The 17129-nt window shown below is 66.1% G+C and carries 14 protein-coding genes; 12 read left to right on the forward strand and 2 right to left on the reverse strand.

The genetic code is table 11. The features are described from left to right. The first annotated feature begins 1 nt into the window (after position 1). The 6 genes from V9K97_RS18965 to ygiD all read left to right on the forward strand — a co-directional run bounded on the left by V9K97_RS18965 (position 2) and on the right by ygiD (position 6978). A complete protein-coding gene (locus tag V9K97_RS18965; protein WP_337298110.1) occupies positions 2-1267 on the forward strand; it encodes a M20 aminoacylase family protein in 1266 nt (421 codons plus the stop codon). 34 nt (positions 1268-1301) lie between these two features. Continuing rightward, entirely contained in the window at positions 1302-2885 is a 1584-nt protein-coding gene (locus V9K97_RS18970) for an ABC transporter substrate-binding protein (RefSeq protein WP_258504322.1), read from the forward strand. A gap of 71 nt (positions 2886-2956) precedes the next feature. After that, positions 2957-3868, forward strand: coding sequence for an ABC transporter permease (locus V9K97_RS18975; protein WP_337319971.1), 912 nt, complete (start codon positions 2957-2959; stop codon positions 3866-3868). 22 nt (positions 3869-3890) lie between these two features. Next, positions 3891-4961: an ABC transporter ATP-binding protein gene (locus V9K97_RS18980; protein WP_337319973.1), complete on the forward strand. Its 1071-nt coding sequence runs from the start codon at positions 3891-3893 to the stop codon at positions 4959-4961. After that, the gene (locus V9K97_RS18985; RefSeq protein WP_258504325.1) at positions 4958-5986 is read left to right on the forward strand and encodes an ABC transporter ATP-binding protein; all 1029 of its coding nucleotides are present in this window, start codon (positions 4958-4960) and stop codon (positions 5984-5986) included. The genes V9K97_RS18980 and V9K97_RS18985 overlap by 4 nt, the downstream gene beginning before the upstream one ends. Positions 5987-6042: 56 nt before the next feature. Beyond that, entirely contained in the window at positions 6043-6978 is a 936-nt protein-coding gene (gene ygiD / locus V9K97_RS18990; RefSeq protein WP_337319975.1) for a 4,5-DOPA dioxygenase extradiol, read from the forward strand. 7 nt (positions 6979-6985) lie between these two features. On the opposite strand, the gene zwf is transcribed toward ygiD, so the two are convergent. Continuing rightward, the gene (gene zwf, locus V9K97_RS18995; RefSeq protein WP_337319976.1) at positions 6986-8452 is read right to left on the reverse strand and encodes a glucose-6-phosphate dehydrogenase; all 1467 of its coding nucleotides are present in this window, start codon (positions 8450-8452) and stop codon (positions 6986-6988) included. A gap of 140 nt (positions 8453-8592) precedes the next feature. Between zwf and V9K97_RS19000 the strand changes: the two genes are divergently transcribed. From V9K97_RS19000 to V9K97_RS19015, 4 genes are read left to right on the forward strand one after another with little or no spacing between them, the layout of a single operon-like run. Beyond that, positions 8593-9606, forward strand: a complete 1014-nt coding sequence (locus tag V9K97_RS19000; RefSeq protein WP_337319978.1) for an ABC transporter substrate-binding protein — start codon at positions 8593-8595, stop codon at positions 9604-9606. Continuing rightward, a complete protein-coding gene (locus V9K97_RS19005) occupies positions 9607-11868 on the forward strand; it encodes an ABC transporter permease (protein ID WP_337319980.1) in 2262 nt (753 codons plus the stop codon). 15 nt (positions 11869-11883) lie between these two features. Continuing rightward, complete coding sequence (locus V9K97_RS19010) at positions 11884-12936, forward strand: ABC transporter ATP-binding protein (RefSeq protein ID WP_258504328.1); 1053 nt, start codon at positions 11884-11886, stop codon at positions 12934-12936. Positions 12937-12948: 12 nt separating this feature from the next. Continuing rightward, positions 12949-13590, forward strand: coding sequence for an HAD family hydrolase (locus tag V9K97_RS19015; protein WP_337319982.1), 642 nt, complete (start codon positions 12949-12951; stop codon positions 13588-13590). Here the strand turns inward: V9K97_RS19015 and V9K97_RS19020 are convergent. Continuing rightward, on the reverse strand, positions 13577-14254 hold the full coding sequence (locus V9K97_RS19020; protein WP_337319983.1) for a lipocalin family protein: 678 nt from the start codon (positions 14252-14254) through the stop codon (positions 13577-13579). The genes V9K97_RS19015 and V9K97_RS19020 overlap by 14 nt on opposite strands. A 242-nt stretch (positions 14255-14496) precedes the next feature. Between V9K97_RS19020 and tal the strand changes: the two genes are divergently transcribed. Beyond that, positions 14497-15456, forward strand: coding sequence for a transaldolase (gene tal, locus V9K97_RS19025; protein ID WP_258504332.1), 960 nt, complete (start codon positions 14497-14499; stop codon positions 15454-15456). Positions 15457-15458: 2 nt separating this feature from the next. After that, positions 15459-17018 (forward strand): glucose-6-phosphate isomerase, encoded by a 1560-nt coding sequence (gene pgi / locus V9K97_RS19030; protein ID WP_337319985.1) that lies wholly within the window; start codon positions 15459-15461, stop codon positions 17016-17018. Positions 17019-17129 lie beyond the last annotated feature (111 nt).

Below are 17129 nucleotides of genomic sequence, written 5' to 3' on the forward strand. Positions count from 1 at the left end.
GATGACGGCTGTCGCAGCACCGCGACTGCAGGCCTCCGGACGGGCGTTTGCGCACATCGCGAGCTTCTATCCGGAGATCACGGCCTTTCGCCGCGATCTGCATGCGCACCCTGAACTCGGCTTCGAAGAGGTCTACACGGCCGGCCGCGTGCGCGAAGCGCTGCGTGCCTGCGGCGTGGACGAGATCCACGAGGGCATCGGCAAGACCGGCGTGGTGGGCGTCATCCGCGGCAAGTCCACGGCCAGCAGGCGAATGATCGGCCTGCGCGCCGACATGGACGCGCTTCCCATGCGCGAAGACAACGACTTCGGCTGGCGCTCGGCCAACGACGGCCTGATGCACGGCTGCGGGCATGACGGGCACACGGCCATGCTGGTCGGCGCGGCGCGCTACCTGGCCGAGACCCGCAACTTCGACGGCACCGCGGTGCTGATCTTCCAGCCCGGCGAAGAGGGCTTTGCGGGCGCGCGCGTGATGATCGAAGACGGCCTGTTCGACCGCTTTCCGGTGCAGTCGGTCTATGCGATGCACAACTGGCCCGGCATGCCGGCCGGCACCGTGGGCATCAACCGCGGCGCCATGATGGCCGCGGCCGACCGCATCACCATCGAGATCAAGGGCAAGGGCGGGCACGGTGCCCATGCGTACCAGACCATCGATCCGGTGGTGGTTGCCGCGCACATCATCACGGCCGCGCAAACCATCGTCTCGCGCAACGTGCGTCCCATCGATGCGGCGGTCGTCAGCATCTGCGCCGTGCAGGCGGGCGACCTGGGCGCGATGAGCGTCATTCCGGGCGAGGCCACGCTCGTCGGCACTGTGCGCACCTTCAGCGCGCGTGTGCAGGCGCAGGTCGAGCAGCGGCTGACCGAGCTCTGCACGGCAGTGGCCGCGGGCTTTGGCGCCACCGCCACCATCAAGTACGAGCGCATCTATCCGGCCACCATCAACACCGCGCCCGAGGCGATGTTTGCCGCCGACGTGGCCGAGTCGCTGGTGGGGGCCTCCAATGTCGACCGCAGCATGGAGCCCAGCATGGGCGCCGAAGACTTCTCTTTCATGCTGCAGAAAAAAGCAGGCGCCTATTTGCGCATTGGCCAGGACGCGAAGAACGGCGCCTTCCTGCACAACAGCCGCTATGACTTCAACGACGAGATCCTGCCGCTCGGCGCCGCATTGCATGCGGGGTTGATCGAGCAGGGCATGCCGCTGGCTGCTACCCGCAGCGGGCAGCCCGTGAAAGACGCCGCTACCGCGACGCCTTGATGTATTTCCGATTCCAACCCGAGGAGTGTTCCCAATGAGTTTCAAGAAGAAAGTGGCCGCGGCCACCGTTCTGTGCGCCCTGGGCGCCATCAGCCTGGTCGCGAGCGCGCAGACCATCCGCATCGCCAATCAGGGCGACGCGCTGTCGCTCGATCCGCACTCGCTCAACGAGTCGCTGCAGTTGAGCGTGACCGCCAACGTCTATGAAACCCTGGTGGGGCGCAACAAGGACCTGAGCCTCGCGCCGCTCCTCGCTACCAGCTGGAAGCAGACCTCGCCGAACATCTGGCGCTTCGAACTGCGCAAGGGTGTGGTGTTCCACGACGGCACGCCGTTCACCGCCGATGACGTGGTGTTCAGCTTTGCGCGTGCGCAGGGCGACGGTTCCGACCTTCGCGCCACGCTGAGCGACATCAAGGCCGTGCGCAAGGTCGGCGATCTCGCGGTCGAAATCGAAACCAACGGCCCGTTTCCCATCTTGCCCGACGTGATCTCGCTCACCATGATCATGAGCAAGAAGTGGTGCGAGGAAAACCAGGCCACCAAGCCTGTCGACCGCCGCAAGGGCATCGAGAACACCGCTTCGTTCAAGGCCAACGGCACAGGCCCGTTCCGCGTGCGCGAGCGCCAGCCCAACGTGCGCACCGTGTTCTCGCGCAACGGCACCTACTGGGGCAAGATCGACGGCAACGCGCAAGAAATCGTCTTCACCCCCATCGCCAACCCGGCCACGCGCGTGGCAGCACTGGTCTCGGGCGAAGTCGACGTGATGGAGCCGGTGCCCGTGCAAGACATTGCGCGCATCAATGCGGCGCCCAACGCACGCGTCATTACCGGCCCTGAACTGCGCACCATCTTCCTGGGCATGGACCAGAAGCGCGACGAGCTGCTGTATTCCAACATCAAGGGCAAGAATCCGTTCAAGGACAAGCGCGTGCGACAGGCCGTCTACCAGGCCATCGACATTGCCGGCATCCAGCGCACCGTGATGCGCGGCGCTTCCCGTCCGACCGGCCTCCTGGTGGGCCCCGGCATCAACGGCTGGACCGCCGAGCAGGACAAACGCCTGCCCTTCGACGTCGAGGCCGCCAAGAAGCTCATGACCGAAGCCGGCTATCCGAACGGCTTTGAAGTGACGATGAACTGCCCGAACGACCGCTACGTGAACGACGGCCAGATCTGCCAGAGCGTGGCCGCCAACCTCGCGAAGATCAACGTCAAGATCAACCTGGCTGCCGAGACCAAGGGCACCTACTTCCCCAAGATCCTGCGCCGCGACACCAGCTTCTACATGCTGGGCTGGACCCCGACCACCTACGACTCGCACAACGCGCTGAGCTCGCTCACCGCCTGTCCGGACGACAAGGGCACGGGCCAGTTCAACCTGGGTGCGTACTGCAATCCCAAGCTCGACGAACTGACGAAGAAGATCCAGTCCGAAAGCGACAAGACCAAGCGCAACGAGCTGATCAAGGAAGCCTTCAAGATCCATGCGGACGATATCGGCACCCTGCCGCTGCACCAGCAGTCGCTGGCGTGGGGCGTGAGCAAGAAGGTCGAGCTGGTGCAGCTGGCCGACAACTTCATGTACTTCAAGTGGATGAGCATCAAGCCGTGATTCCACTGGCCGCCCACTGGGCGGCCTGACCATGGGCCCGCTTCTTGCGGGCCCATTCCTTTTGCTTCACGATGAAAAAAACTCTTGCCCGCTGGCTCGACAGCGACGTCGGCTACAGCTTTCGCACTTCGCCCGTGGCAATCGGTGCGGCACTCATCGCGCTGGCCTGCGTGTTCTGTGCGGTCTTTGCCGGATGGGTCTCTCCGCACAATCCTTTCGACCTCGCGACGCTCGAACTGGGCGATGCGCGCGTGCCGCCGGCGTGGAGCGCCGAAGGCTCTTCCAAATACCTGCTCGGCACCGATGACCAGGGCCGCGACATCCTCTCGGCCGTGATCTACGGCGCGCGCATTTCGTTGATAGTCGGCATTGTGTCGGTGTTGCTTTCGATCACGGTCGGCGTCGTGTTCGGCCTGCTCGCCGGCTTTCTCGGCGGCTGGCTCGATTCCTTCCTGATGCGCGTTTGCGACGTGATGCTGTCGTTCCCGCCGATTCTGGTGGCGCTGCTCATTGCAGGCGTCGGCCGTGCGCTGTTCCCGGGCGCCCATGAGTCACTCGCCTTCGGCGTGCTCATCATCTCCATCTCACTGACCGGCTGGGTGCAGTACGCGCGCACCGTTCGCGGCTCCACGCTGGTGGAGCGCAACAAGGAATACGTGCAGGCCGCCCGCGTGACCGGCGTGGCGCCGCTGCGCATCATGCTGCGCCACGTGCTGCCCAACGTGATGGGACCGGTGATGGTGCTGGCCACCATTCAGGTGGCCACCGCCATCATCACCGAGGCGACCCTGTCGTTCCTCGGCGTCGGCGTGCCGCCGACATCTCCTTCACTCGGAACGTTGATCAGCATCGGCAACCAGTACCTGTTCTCGGGCGAATGGTGGATCACCGTGTTCCCCGGCCTGATGCTGGTGCTGATTGCGCTCAGCGTGAATTTGCTCGGCGACTGGCTGCGGGACGCGCTCAACCCGCGCCTGCGCTGAAACCAAAAAGGACAACGCCATCATGACGCTGCTCCAGGTCAAAAATCTCGTCGTCGAGTTTCCGCACCGCCGCGGCACGCTGCGTGCGCTCGACGGCATTTCTTTCGATATTGCGCCCGGTGAAATCCTGGGCGTGGTGGGTGAGTCGGGTGCCGGCAAGTCGCTCACGGGCGCTGCCATCATCGGGCTGCTCGAGCCGCCGGGCCGCGTGGCCAGCGGTGAAATCGTGCTCGAAGGCCAGCGCATCGACAACCTTGGTTTCGATGCGATGCGTCCCATTCGCGGCCGCAAGATCGGCGCGATCTTCCAGGACCCGCTCACATCGCTCAACCCGCTCTACACCGTGGGCCGCCAGCTGGTGGAAACCATCCGCGCCCATCTGCCGGTGACCGAAGCCGAAGCGCGGCGCCGCGCCATCGGCCTGCTGCAGGACACCGGCATTCCGGCCGCCGAGCAACGCATCGATCATTTTCCGCACCAGTTCTCGGGCGGCATGCGCCAGCGCGTGGTGATTGCACTCGCGCTTGCGGCCGAGCCCAAGCTCATCGTGGCCGACGAGCCGACCACCGCGCTCGACGTGTCGATCCAGGCGCAGATCATCCAGTTGCTCAAGCGCGTCTGCAAGGAACGCGGCGCCGCCGTGATGCTGATCACGCACGACATGGGCGTGATCGCCGAAACCTGCGACCGCGTGGCCGTGATGTACGCGGGCCGCGTCGCCGAGATCGGCCCGGTGCACGAAGTGATCCACCAGCCGGCGCACCCCTACACCTCCGGCCTGATGGCCTCGATTCCCGACATGGCCAGCGACCGCGAGCGGTTGAACCAGATCGACGGCGCCATGCCCCGGCTCAACGCCATTCCGAAGGGCTGCGCCTACAACCCGCGGTGCCCGCGCACATTTGCACGCTGCCTGACGGAGCGGCCCGAGCTCATGCACGCGGGCGCCACGCGCGCCGCCTGCTGGCTGCACGATGCTGCCGATCCGCACAAGGGCCAGGCCGAACTTGCGGCCCGGCACCACGATGCGCAGCTTGCCGGCGAGCGCGCCGTCCCCGATGCGGCCGCGCCGATTGAAGAGGTCACCCGATGAGCGCAGTACTCGAACCTCGCAGCACGCAAGGCGGCGAGCCGCTGGTCGTCGCCCATGACCTGGCCCGCACTTTCGACGTGTCGCCGCCCTGGCTCAACCGCGTGCTCGAACGCAAGCCGCGCGTGCTGCTGCATGCGGTCGACGGCGTGAGCTTTTCCATCGAACGCGGCAAGACGCTGGCGCTGGTCGGCGAATCGGGCTGCGGCAAGAGCACCGTGGCCCGCCTGCTGGTCGGCTTGTATGCACCGACCCGCGGCGGCTTGCAGTTCGACGGCCAGGATGCGCACGCCGCGTTCAAGACGCCCGAAGGCCGCAAGCTGCGCCGCCGCATCCAGATGATCTTCCAGGACCCGTACGCGAGCCTGAACCCGCGCTGGATCGTCGAAGACATCATCGGCGAGCCGCTGCGTGAGCACGGCATCCTGAGCGGCAAGGCCGAGCTGCGCGAACGCGTGGGCGAACTGCTCAAGTCCGTCGGCCTCTCGCCGCTGGACATGAGCAAGTACCCGCACCAGTTCTCGGGCGGCCAGCGCCAACGCATCTCGATTGCGCGCGCGCTCGCCACGCAGCCCGAGTTCCTGGTGTGCGACGAGCCCACCTCGGCGCTCGACGTGAGCGTGCAGGCGCAGGTGCTCAACATCATGAAGGACCTGCAGCGCCAGCAGGGGCTCACCTATCTCTTCATCTCGCACAACCTTGCGGTGGTGCGGCATGTGGCCGACCAGGTCGGGGTGATGTACCTGGGCCGGCTGGTCGAGGTGGCCGACAAGCAGAAGCTCTTCGCCGAGCCGCAGCATCCGTACACGCGCATGCTGCTCGATGCGATTCCGCAGATGAAGCACACCGGCCGCGCACGCACGCCGGTCAGGGGCGAAGTGCCGAACCCGCTCAATCCGCCGGCGGGCTGTGCGTTTCATCCGCGCTGCCCGCATGCGAATGAGCGTTGCTCGGCCGAGCGGCCGAAGCTCTTGAGCATCAAGGGCGTGCAGGTGGCTTGCCATGCGGCGGAAGAGGGTCGCATCTAGGCAAGGGTGTGCGTAAACGCACTGACCTGTCCGGCAATCCGGCGCAGAGTGCGGCCATGACAATGATGAAGAAGCACCCGAGCGAAGACAGCAGCCCAGCAATGCAAACGGAGCTCGGCCGCCGCGGCTTTCTCATGAGCTCCGCGCTCGGTGCGACAGCGACGCTCGCATCCCTTTGTTCGCTGTCACATGCCGCAGCAGGTGCGCCCGGGCGCCGCCTGCCGGTCATCTTCATCGGCCACGGTTCGCCCATGAACGCGCTGGCCGACAACGCCTTCACGCGCCGCCTGGCCGCATGGGGCAAGGAGCTCCCGCGGCCTTCGGCCATTCTGAGCGTTTCGGCCCACTGGCTGAGCCGCGGCGCTACCGGTGTCGGAATGCAGGAGCGGCCAAAGACGATTCACGACTTCGGCGGCTTTCCCCAAGCGCTGTTCGACATCGACTACCCGGCGCCGGGCCACCCGGCGCTGGCACGCGAAGCCATCGGCGCAGTCAGGCAAACCCCGGTGGTGGGCACCCAGCAATGGGGTCTGGACCACGGAACGTGGACGGTGCTGAAGCACCTGTACCCCAAGGCCGACATTCCTGTGTTCCAGCTCAGCATCGACTACGACAAGCCGGCGGCGTTTCACCACGCCGTCGGCCGCGACCTTGCGGCCCTTCGCGACAAGGGCGTGCTCGTGATGGGAAGCGGCAACGTGGTGCACAACCTGCGCGCCACCGACCGCGGCACGCCCGACGGTCCCGTGGCCAGCCGGCCGTGGGCGCAAGGCTTCGACGACGCGGTGAAGGCCGCGCTGGCAGGGCGGGACGACCGCGCATTGGTCGCCTACGAAAAGCTGGAGGGCGCCGCGACCGCTGTCGCAACGCCGGACCACTACTTTCCTTTTCTCTACGCCCTCGGCGCCGCAGGCTCTAACGAGCGCGCGAAGACGATCTACGAAGGGTTCCAGTCAGGCACGCTGAGCATGCGCTGCATCCAGTTCGGCTGACTGCGGTCTACTGTTCCTCGCCCCACGAGAAGCCGTCGCGCGCAATCATCGCGCTCGAGGCGCTCGGGCCCCAGGTGCCGGCCGCGTACGGGCGAGGTCCGCCGTCCGATGCCCAACTGTCGATCAGCGGCTCGACCCAGCGCCATGCTTCTTCCTGCTCGTCGCTGCGCACGAACAGGTTCAGGCGCCCGTCGATCACGTCGAGCAGCAGCCGTTCGTAGGCACCCACCCGCTCGGCGCCAAAGCGCTTGTCGAAGTCCAGGTCGAGCTGCACCGGTGCCAGCTGCGCGGCGCTCTGGTGGCCGTTGCTGCGGCGGTTGTCCTGCGCCTGCGCAAGCATGTGCAGTTCCAGGCCGTCCTTGGGCTGCAGGTTGATCACCAGCTTGTTGACGGCGCCCGAAGGCGCGCGGTAGATCGCGTGCGGCGTCGGCCTGAAGTTGACCTCGATGCGCGCATCGCGCGAGGCCAGCCGCTTGCCGGTGCGAATGTAGAGCGGCACGCCGGCCCAGCGCCAGTTGGCGATTTCGGTGCGCAGCGCCACGAAGGTCTCGGTGCGGCTGTCGGGATCGACGCCGGGTTCTTCCCGGTAGCCCGGCACGCGTTCGCCGTAGGCCGTGCCGGCGGTGTACTGGCCCCGAATGGCATGCAGGCCCAGCGTTTCGGGCGTCCAGGGCTTGAGCGCGCGCAGCACTTTGAGCTTTTCGTCGCGGATCGCATCGGCATGCGAGTTGATGGGCGGCTCCATGCCAATCGCGCAGACCAGCTGCAGCGCGTGGTTCTGCACCATGTCGCGCAAGGCGCCGGTCTGGTCGTAGAAGGCGCCGCGCTTCTCGACGCCCAGGTCTTCGGCAATGGTGATCTGGATGTTGGCAATGTGCTCGCGACGCCAGATCGGCTCGAACAGCGCATTGCCGAAGCGCATGGCAAACAGGTTCTGCACCGAAGGCTTGCCCAGGTAGTGGTCGATGCGGAAGACCTGCTTCTCCTCGAATACCTTGCACACCGCGGCATTGATCGCGCGATTCGATGCCAGGTCATGGCCCAGCGGTTTTTCGAGCACGATGCGCGTCGTCGGCCCGTTCAGGCCCGCCGCGGCGACCTGTTCCACCACCTGCGTGAAGAGCGCCGGTGCCGTCGCCACGTACATCACCACGGTGTCGGCATTGCGCTGCTTCAGCAGCTCGGCAAGCCGCGTGTAGTCGGCCGGCTTCGACAAGTCCATGCGCAGGTAGTGCAGCAGCGAGGCGAACTTCTCGAACTCTTCGGCCGAGGGGCGCTTGGCGCCTTCGACGGCATTGAAGCGCGACTGGATCAGCTCGCGGTACTGGTCGTCCGAGAGGTCGTCCCGCGCCACGCCGACGATGCGTCCGTCTTTCGGCAGGCTGCCGTGCCTGAAGGCCTGGAACAGCGCCGGCATCAGCTTGCGCCATGCAAGATCGCCAGTACCGCCGAACAGAACGAGATCGAAGCTCATGTGTCGAATTTCCTTTTGTCTTGGTGCCGAGTGGGCTGTTTCAACCGAATGGTACTTGTACCAATTCATGAAACCTGTACGAAAGCTACGCTCAACCCCGGCCGGGAGGCCTATTTTTGTTTTCGAGGCGGGGTTTTCACATGAAGAAGCTTTTTACTGCAGCGGCCTTGGTGGGTTTGTCGGCCGCCGCGTCGGCGCAGGGCACGGTCAACGTGATCTGCTCGGTCCAGGCGGAATGGTGCAACGTGATTGCCACCGTGTACGCACGCACCACCGGTACCCGCATCAACATGTCGCTCAAGGGCTCGGGCGAGGCGCTGGCCCAGCTCATCGCCGAGAAGGACAACCCCAAGACCGACGTATGGTTCGGCGGCACCGGTGACCCGCACCTGCAGGCGGCCGAACAGGGCCTCACGCTCGAATACAAGTCGCCCACGCTGGCGCAGCTTCACCCCTGGGCGCAGCAGCAGGCCAAACAGTCGGGCTACAAGACGGTCGGCATCTATTCGGGCCCGCTGGGCTTCGGCTACAACCCCGAGCTGCTGGCCAAGAAGAAGCTGCCCGTGCCCAAGACCTGGGCCGACCTGCTCAAGCCCGAGTACAAGGGCGACATCCAGGTGGCCAACCCGGCCTCGAGCGGCACGGCCTACACCATGATCGCCACGCTGGTGCAGCTCATGGGCGAAGACAAGGCCTTCGATTACCTCAAGGCGCTGCACAAGAACGTGGGCCAGTACACCCGTTCCGGCACCGGCCCCATCAAGGCCGTGGCGCGCGGCGAAACGGCGGTGTCCATCAGCTTCGTGCATGACGGCCCGGGTGAGAAGATGCAGGGCTTCCCGGTCGAGACCATCACGCCCAGCGACGGCACGGGCGCCGAGATCGGCTCCATGAGCATCATCAAGGGCGCGCGCAACCTCGAGGCCGCGAAGAAGTTCTACGAGTGGGCGCTGACGCCCAGTGCGCAGGAGCTCGGCGCCGCCAACAAGCAGTTCCAGCTGCCGAGCAACAGCGCTGCCAAGCTCGACCCGCGCATTCCGGACTTCAAGAAGATCAAGTTCATCAACTACGACTACGCGAAGTACGGCGCCAGCGCCGAGCGCCGGCGCCTGATTGCGCGCTGGGAAAAAGACGTCAATTCGCTGCCGCGCTAAGTGGGCACCGTCGCCGCCGGCGCCGCGCCGGTCAATCCGGCGGCCGCCGCTTCGGCCCGGCGCTCGCAGCGCTGGATCTGGGCCTGGGTGGCACTGGGCCTTGCGGCTTACCTCGTTCTGCCCTGGTATGCGATTCAGGACTCGACCTGGTACGAGGCCGTTCCGCAGGTGTTCGGCCAGGCCGAGGGTGCCAACGGCCTGATGCAGGCCGTCACGCAAGGCCGCAGCTGGCTTTTTATCGGGATCTTCGGACTGGCGATGTGCGCCATAGGTGCCTGGCTGCCGGCCGGACGGGCGCAGGGGCGCTGGCTGCTGGCGGGCGGCGCCATCGGCGCCCTGGGTCTTGCCATTGCAGGCTTCACCATCGGTGCGCGCGGCTGGAGCATTGCGGCGCTCAATACTCAGTTCGGCGAACTGGCAGTCAATCAGTTTGGCATTGGCGCGGGCGGCTTCGTGGCGCTCACCGCGCTCACGCTGCTGGCGGCGTTCGGCATTGCGCGGCTGGGGCTTTTCAAGGGCGACCTGTTCGTCGCGGCGGCAGTCATCGGCTGCGGTGTGCTGATGGCGCTGTTCATTGCCTATCCGGTCAGCAAGGCGCTGGCCGGTGCGTTCTTCAATGAAGAGGGGCAGTGGTCGATCACCGCGTTCATCGCGCGCGTGTTCACCGAACGCATCTGGGGATTGGGCTGCGTAGCAGGCGGCGTGCGCTGCGGCGTCGCCTGGAACACCCTGGTGTTGGCCCTGCTCACTGCTGCCGGAACCACTTTTCTCGGTACATTGATGGCGCTTATGGCCGAGCGCGGCAGCAAGCGTGGGCAGGGTGCGCTTCGGGTGCTGGCCCTGCTGCCGATCATCACGCCGCCCTTCGTGGTGGGTCTGGGGCTCATCCTGCTCTTCGGCCGCGCGGGCATCGTCAACCAGCTGCTTGAAAACGTCTTCGGCATCGAGCCGACGCGCTGGTTCTACGGCATGCCGGGCGTTCTGGTGGCGCAGCTCTTCGCCTTCACGCCCATCGCCTTCATGATCATGCGCGGCGTGGTGCAGGGTATTGCGCCCAGCCTGGAAGAGGCCGCGCAGATGCTGCGCGCCGACCGGCGCCGCACCTTCTTCACCATCACGCTGCCGCTGTTGAAGCCCGGGCTGGCCAACGCCTTCCTGGTCGGCTTCATTGAAAGCATTGCGGACTTCGGCAACCCGGTCGTCGTGGGCGGTCAGTTCTCGGTGCTCTCGACCGACATCTTCTTTGCCATTGTCGGCGCGCAGTACGACCAGGGCCGCGCGGCCTCGCTCGCCTGGGTGCTCACGCTCTTCGCATTGGGCGTGTTCGCGCTGCAGCGCGGCCTGCTCGGCAAGCAGAACTACACCACCGTGAGCGGCAAAGGCGATGCGGGCATTGCCATGGCGTTGCCCGACGGCGTTCGTCGCACCATCTACTGCATCGCGCTGCCGTGGATCGCGTTTACGGCCGTGGTCTACCTGTTCGCCTTTGCGGGCGGCTTCGTGCAGACCTGGGGCCGTGACTACAGCTTCACGCTCAATCACTTCAGGAGTGCGTTCGCGCTCGAATGGGGCCAATTTGGCTTGGTCTGGGCCGGCACGGCATGGAACTCGCTGATCACCACGCTCAAGCTCGCGGGCATCTCGGCACCCATTACTGCGGCACTGGGTTTGCTGATTGCGTGGCTGCTCGCGCGCAACGAGTTCAAGGGGCAGGGCGTGTTCGAGTTCGGCGCGCTGCTGGCCTTTGCCATTCCGGGCACGGTGCTCGGCGTGAGCTACATCCTGGCCTTCAACGTGCCGCCGTTCGAGCTCACGGGCACGGGGCTCATCATTGTGCTGTGCTTCATGTTCCGGAACCTGCCGGTTGGGGTGCGAGCGGGAACGGCGGCCTTCAAGCAGCTGGACCGCTCGCTCGACGAGGCTTCGCTGATGTTGCGCGCCTCCACTTCGCAGACGCTCTTCAAGGTGGTGCTGCCGCTACTCAAGCCAGCGCTCGTAGCCGCGCTGGTCTACAGCTTCGTGCGCGCCATGACGACCGTGAGCGCGGTGATCTTCCTGGTCACGGCCGAGAACGAGCTTGCCACCACCTACATCATCGGCCGCGTGGGCAACGGCGACTACGGCATTGCGCTGGCCTACTGCACGGTGCTCATGGTGCTGATGTCTCTGGCCATTGCACTGGTGCAGTGGGTGGTTGGAGAGCGCAAGCTGGGGCGCCGCAAGGCAGGCGTGCCGATAGTGGCCGCCCCTGTGGTGCATTGACGGGGAGAAGAACACATGAGCAACGGCATCGAATTTCGCAACGTCACCAAGCGCTACGGCACTGACAAAGACGGCCCGCTCGCGGTCAAGGGCATCAGCTTCGAGGTGCCGGTCGGCACGCTCACCACCATCCTCGGCCCTTCCGGCTGCGGCAAGACGACCACGCTGCGCATGATCGCGGGGCTCGAATCGCCGACTTCGGGCTCGATCCTGATGGGCGGGCGCGACGTCACCACGCTCGGCCCGGCCGAGCGCAACGTGAGCATGATGTTCCAGAGCTACGCGCTGTTCCCGCACATGAACGTGATCGAGAACGTGGGCTACGGCCTGCGCATGAGCGGCGTGAAGAAGGAAGAGGCCACCTCGCGGGCACGCGATGCGCTCAAGGGCGTGGGGCTGGTCGGCTTCGACGAGCGCCTGCCCAGCGAACTCTCGGGCGGCCAGCAGCAGCGCGTGGCCCTGGCACGCGCCCTGGTGCTGGAGCCCGCGGTGCTGCTGTTCGACGAACCGCTGTCCAACCTCGACGCCCGCCTGCGGCGCGAAATGCGCGAGGAAATCCGCGCACTGCAGCAGCGCCTCAAGCTCACGGTGGCCTATGTGACGCACGACCAGAGCGAGGCGCTGGCCGTGAGCGACCAGATCATCGTGATGGACCACGGCCTCATCGCCCAGCGCGGCACGCCCGAGCAGCTCTATGGCCGGCCCGAGAGCGAATTTGTCGCGGGCTTCATGGGCGAGGCGATGGTTTTTCCGGCCATGGCGCAAGCCGACGGCAGCGTCACCTTCGGCCCGCTGCGCCTGCAGCCGCGCCATGCGGTGGCGCCCGGCGCCGTGAAGGTCGCGGTGCGCCCCGAGGCCTGGAACATCGGCGGCGCCGAGGCGGGCCAGGGGCTGCCTGCCACATTACGAAAGGCGGCCTACCTGGGCAGCTTCTACGAATACGGCTTCGACACCCCGATTGGGCCCGTCTTCGTGGTGTCGACCGATCTTTCGCGCCCCCTGGCCGCGGGCGCGCAGGCCACGCTGTCGCTGGCGGCGCACGGCGTCAGCGTGGTGCCCGGCGCATGAAACAATGGCGCCATGAACGTGGTTTTCGATCTTGGCGCCGTGCTGCTGGCATGGGAGCCCACCCGGCTGGTGCAAACCCATCTTCCCGAACACGCCTCCACTGAGCTTGCCGCCGCGGCGCTCGGCCGGGCGCTGTTCCACCATGACGACTGGCTGTGCTTCGACTGCGGCACGCGCTCGCTCGAAGACGCCATTGCGCGCATGGCCCAGCGCCTGTCGCTTCCCGCCGCACGGCTCGACGAGATGCTCGGCACGCTGGGCGAGCGCCTGGAGCCGACCCCGGTCACGGTCGAGCTGCTCGAAGGGCTGTTCGCTCGCCGCGACGCCGGCGAGGCACTGCGCCTTTACTACCTCTCGAACATGCCTGCGCCCTATGCGCGCGCCATTGAGCGCCGGCACGGCTTCATCCGGCGTTTCGACGGCGGGGTCTTTTCTGGCGACGTGAAGTTCATCAAGCCGAATCGCGAAATCTACGAGCTGCTGGCGGTGCGCCACGGGCTCGATCCGCAGCAGACGGTGTTCATCGACGATTCGGCCGCCAATGTGGAAGCGGCGCGCGCCTTCGGCTGGCACGCCATTCACTGCACCCACCCCGCCGCGCTGGCGGCGCAGCTCGGGCGCTACCTGCCGTCCGCCTCGACTACCGGGCGGTAAGCACCACCTTGGTGGTGTCGAAGCCCAGGCTGGCAGCGTAGTCCAGCTCGGCCTGCAACGCGTCGTCTTCCAGCCGGGGAGCGCGCGACAGCACCCAGAGGTACTCGCGGTCGGGTGTACCCACTAGCGCCACCTGGTAGTCGCGGTCCAGCTTCAGGATCCAGTAGTCGCCCCACACCATCGGCAGCCAGCTCAGCCAGGAAGGTGCAAAGCGCACTTCGAGCCGGCCCGCGCCGGGCTGGCCCGCCACCGGCACCACGCGCGCCGTGCCCACCGCCTCGTCGAAATTGCCGTCGGGCCGTACGCAGCGGTTGATGACCTGCAGCGTTCCGTCGGGCTGGGGTGTGTACTCGGCGGTCACCGGGCCGGCGCACTGCTTCTGGAAGCGGTTCGGCAGTCGGGCCTGTTCGTGCCAGACGCCGGCATAGCGCTGGATATCGACCGGCGCCACCACCTGCAGTGGAGCGCGCATGAGTGGTGCGCCGTCGGCGGGGCCGGGCACTTGCGCCCGCGCGGTGCGGCCGGCGCCAAGGGCGAGCCAGGTGGCCACGCCGCCCACCACGAAGGCGGTGGCCAGGGTGCCGATGGCCGAACTGGTGCGGCGGTCGTCGAAAGGAGCGCGGTTCGCCGCTGCGGAAGCTGCGGTGCGATGGCGGAAGGACATGGGGGGCACTCCTCTGTAGTCGAAAGCATCAAGGCGGGAAGCCGCAGGCTAGCCCCTGAACGCACCCGCTGCCGTCAGCGGCGGACCACAGCCCATGTAGGGCAGGGCAGCCGGCGTACAACCCTGTCGGCCGAAGGCCGATGCGGCGCGGTGAAAAGCCGTGCTACGGTGCGCATGAAAACATCGGCCCCAGCGCAATAGCGTGCAGGACTTGTCATCACCCGCACAGGATAATCTTCGACATGAATCAACTCGATGCTCTCCGTCAATGGACCACCGTGGTCGCCGACACCGGCGACTTCAAGCAACTCAGCATTTCCAAGCCGCAGGACGCGACCACCAATCCGTCGCTCATCCTCAAGGCGGTGCAAAAGCCCGAGTACCGGCCGCTGCTCGACGAAGCCGTCAAGAGCCACGCAGGCAAGCCGCTCGACGAAGTGATCGACCGCCTGCTGGTGCGCTTCGGCGCCGAGATTCTCTCGATCATTCCCGGACGCGTATCGACTGAAGTCGACGCCCGCCTGTCGTTCGATACGGCCGCCACCATTGCGCGCGGCGAGCGCATCGTGGCGCTCTACAAGGCCGAAGGCATCGACACCGAGAAGCGCCTGCTGATCAAGGTGGCCTCCACGTGGGAGGGCATCCAGGCGGCGCGCGCGCTCGAGCAGAAGGGCATTCGAACCAACCTCACACTGCTGTTCTCGTTCGCGCAGGCCGTGGCCTGCGCAGAGGCCGGCGTGCAGCTCATTTCGCCGTTTGTGGGCCGCATCTACGACTGGTACAAGAAGTCGGCAGGCGCCAAATGGGATGAGGCGGCGAGCGCGGGAGCCAACGATCCGGGCGTCAAGTCGGTGCGCGAAATCTACAACTACTACAAGCAGCACGGCATCAAGACCGAGGTGATGGGTGCGAGCTTTCGCAATGTGGGGCAGATCCAGGCCCTGGCCGGCTGCGACCTGCTGACCATCAGCCCTGAGCTGCTGGCCGAGTTGGCCGCCAGCAACGAGCCGCTCGAGCACGCGCTCGACGCCAAGAAGGCGGCCGCAACGGCCAGCGTGGAGAAGCTGAGCTACGACGAGCCGAGCTTCCGCTTTGCGTTGAACGAAGACGCCATGGCCACCGAGAAGCTCGCCGAGGGCATCCGCGCCTTTGCGGCCGACGCCGTGAAGCTGGAGAAACTCATGCAGGAAAGCGGCAAGTAAACATGGCCATGACCCTTCGCTGCGACCGCGCGCCCGCCTGGGCGCAACTGCAAAGCTACTTCGAGACCGCGGGCCGCCAGTTCGACGTGCGCCACGCCTTCGTCGACGACGCGGGCCGCTTCGAGCGCTTCAGCCAGGAAGCGCCTTACGTTTTTGCCGACCTGTCGAAGAACCTGATCGACGCGCGCATCGAGGAGATGCTGCTTTCGCTGGCCCGCGAATGCGGCCTCGAGGCGCATCGCGATGCGATGTTTGCCGGCGAGCACATCAACAACACCGAAGACCGCGCGGTGCTGCACACGCTGTTGCGCGCGCCGGCCAATGCCGCGGTGGGCAACAAGACCGCGGCCGAACTGCGCGAAGTGCACGCCACGCTGGACGCGATGCTGGCCTATGCCGAGAAGGTGCGCGGCGACCACACGATCACCGACGTGGTCAACATCGGCATTGGCGGCTCCGACCTCGGCCCGCAAATGGCAGTGCTGGCGCTCGCCGAATTCGCTGCGCCGGGCAAGCGCTTTCATTTCGTTTCGAACGTCGATGGCCACGAGCTCGACGGCGTGCTGCGCGACCTGGCACCCGAACACACGCTGTTCCTGATTGCGTCCAAGACCTTCACCACGACCGAGACGATGACCAACGCGCTCTCGGCCAAGCGCTGGTACGAGCAGTCGGGCGGTACGGACATCGCCGGCCACTTTGCCGCGCTCACCACCAACGTGGAGGCCGCGAAGCAATTCGGCATCGACATCACCTTCGGCTTCTGGGACTGGGTAGGCGGCCGCTATTCGCTGTGGTCGGCCATCGGGCTGCCGATTGCATTGGCCATCGGCGCCGACGGATTCCGCCGGCTGCTGGCGGGCGCGCATGCAATGGACGAGCACTTCCGCACCGCGCCGCTCGAAAAGAACCTGCCGGTGCGCCTGGGCCTGCTCGACGTCTGGTACCGCAACTTCCACAAGTTCACGAGCCGCGGCATCGCGCCGTATCACAGCGCCCTGAAGCGCTTGCCGGCCTACCTGCAGCAGCTCGAGATGGAAAGCAACGGAAAGCAGGTCGATGCAAGCGGCGAGCCGCTGCCGAATGGCTTGGGCACTTCGCCCGTGCTCTGGGGCGAGCCCGGCACCAATGGCCAGCATGCCTACTTCCAGATGCTGCACCAGGGCACGGATGTGATTCCACTCGAATTCGTGGCGGTGCGCGACGCAGCGCACACGCTCGAAGGCCACCACGCCAAGTTGCTGGCCAATGCGCTCGCGCAGGCGCAGGCATTGATGGTCGGAAAGCTCGACGCCGGTGGCCACAAGAACTTTCCAGGCAACCGGCCGAGCACCTTCTTCGTGTTCGAGAAGCTCACGCCCGAATCGCTGGGTGCGTTCCTTGCGCTGTACGAACACCGCGTGTTCACCAGCGGTGCGCTGTGGGGCATCAACAGCTTCGACCAGTGGGGTGTGGAGCTCGGCAAGGTGCTTGCGAAGGACATCGAGCCGCGTCTTGCCTCGGGCGACATCATGGGGCTTGATGCCTCGACGGCTGGATTGTTGAAGCGGCTCGGGTCCTGAGCTTCTTTGGTCTTTCGAAGGCTGGGTAGGGTACGTTCAGGGCGGCGCACCCGCCGACGGGGTACCTTTCTCCGCGAATGTCCCCCGGCCTGCGGCCTCCTCCTTTATTTC

Source organism: Variovorax sp. CCNWLW186 (assembly GCF_037203865.1).
Lineage (GTDB): Bacteria > Pseudomonadota > Gammaproteobacteria > Burkholderiales > Burkholderiaceae_C > Variovorax.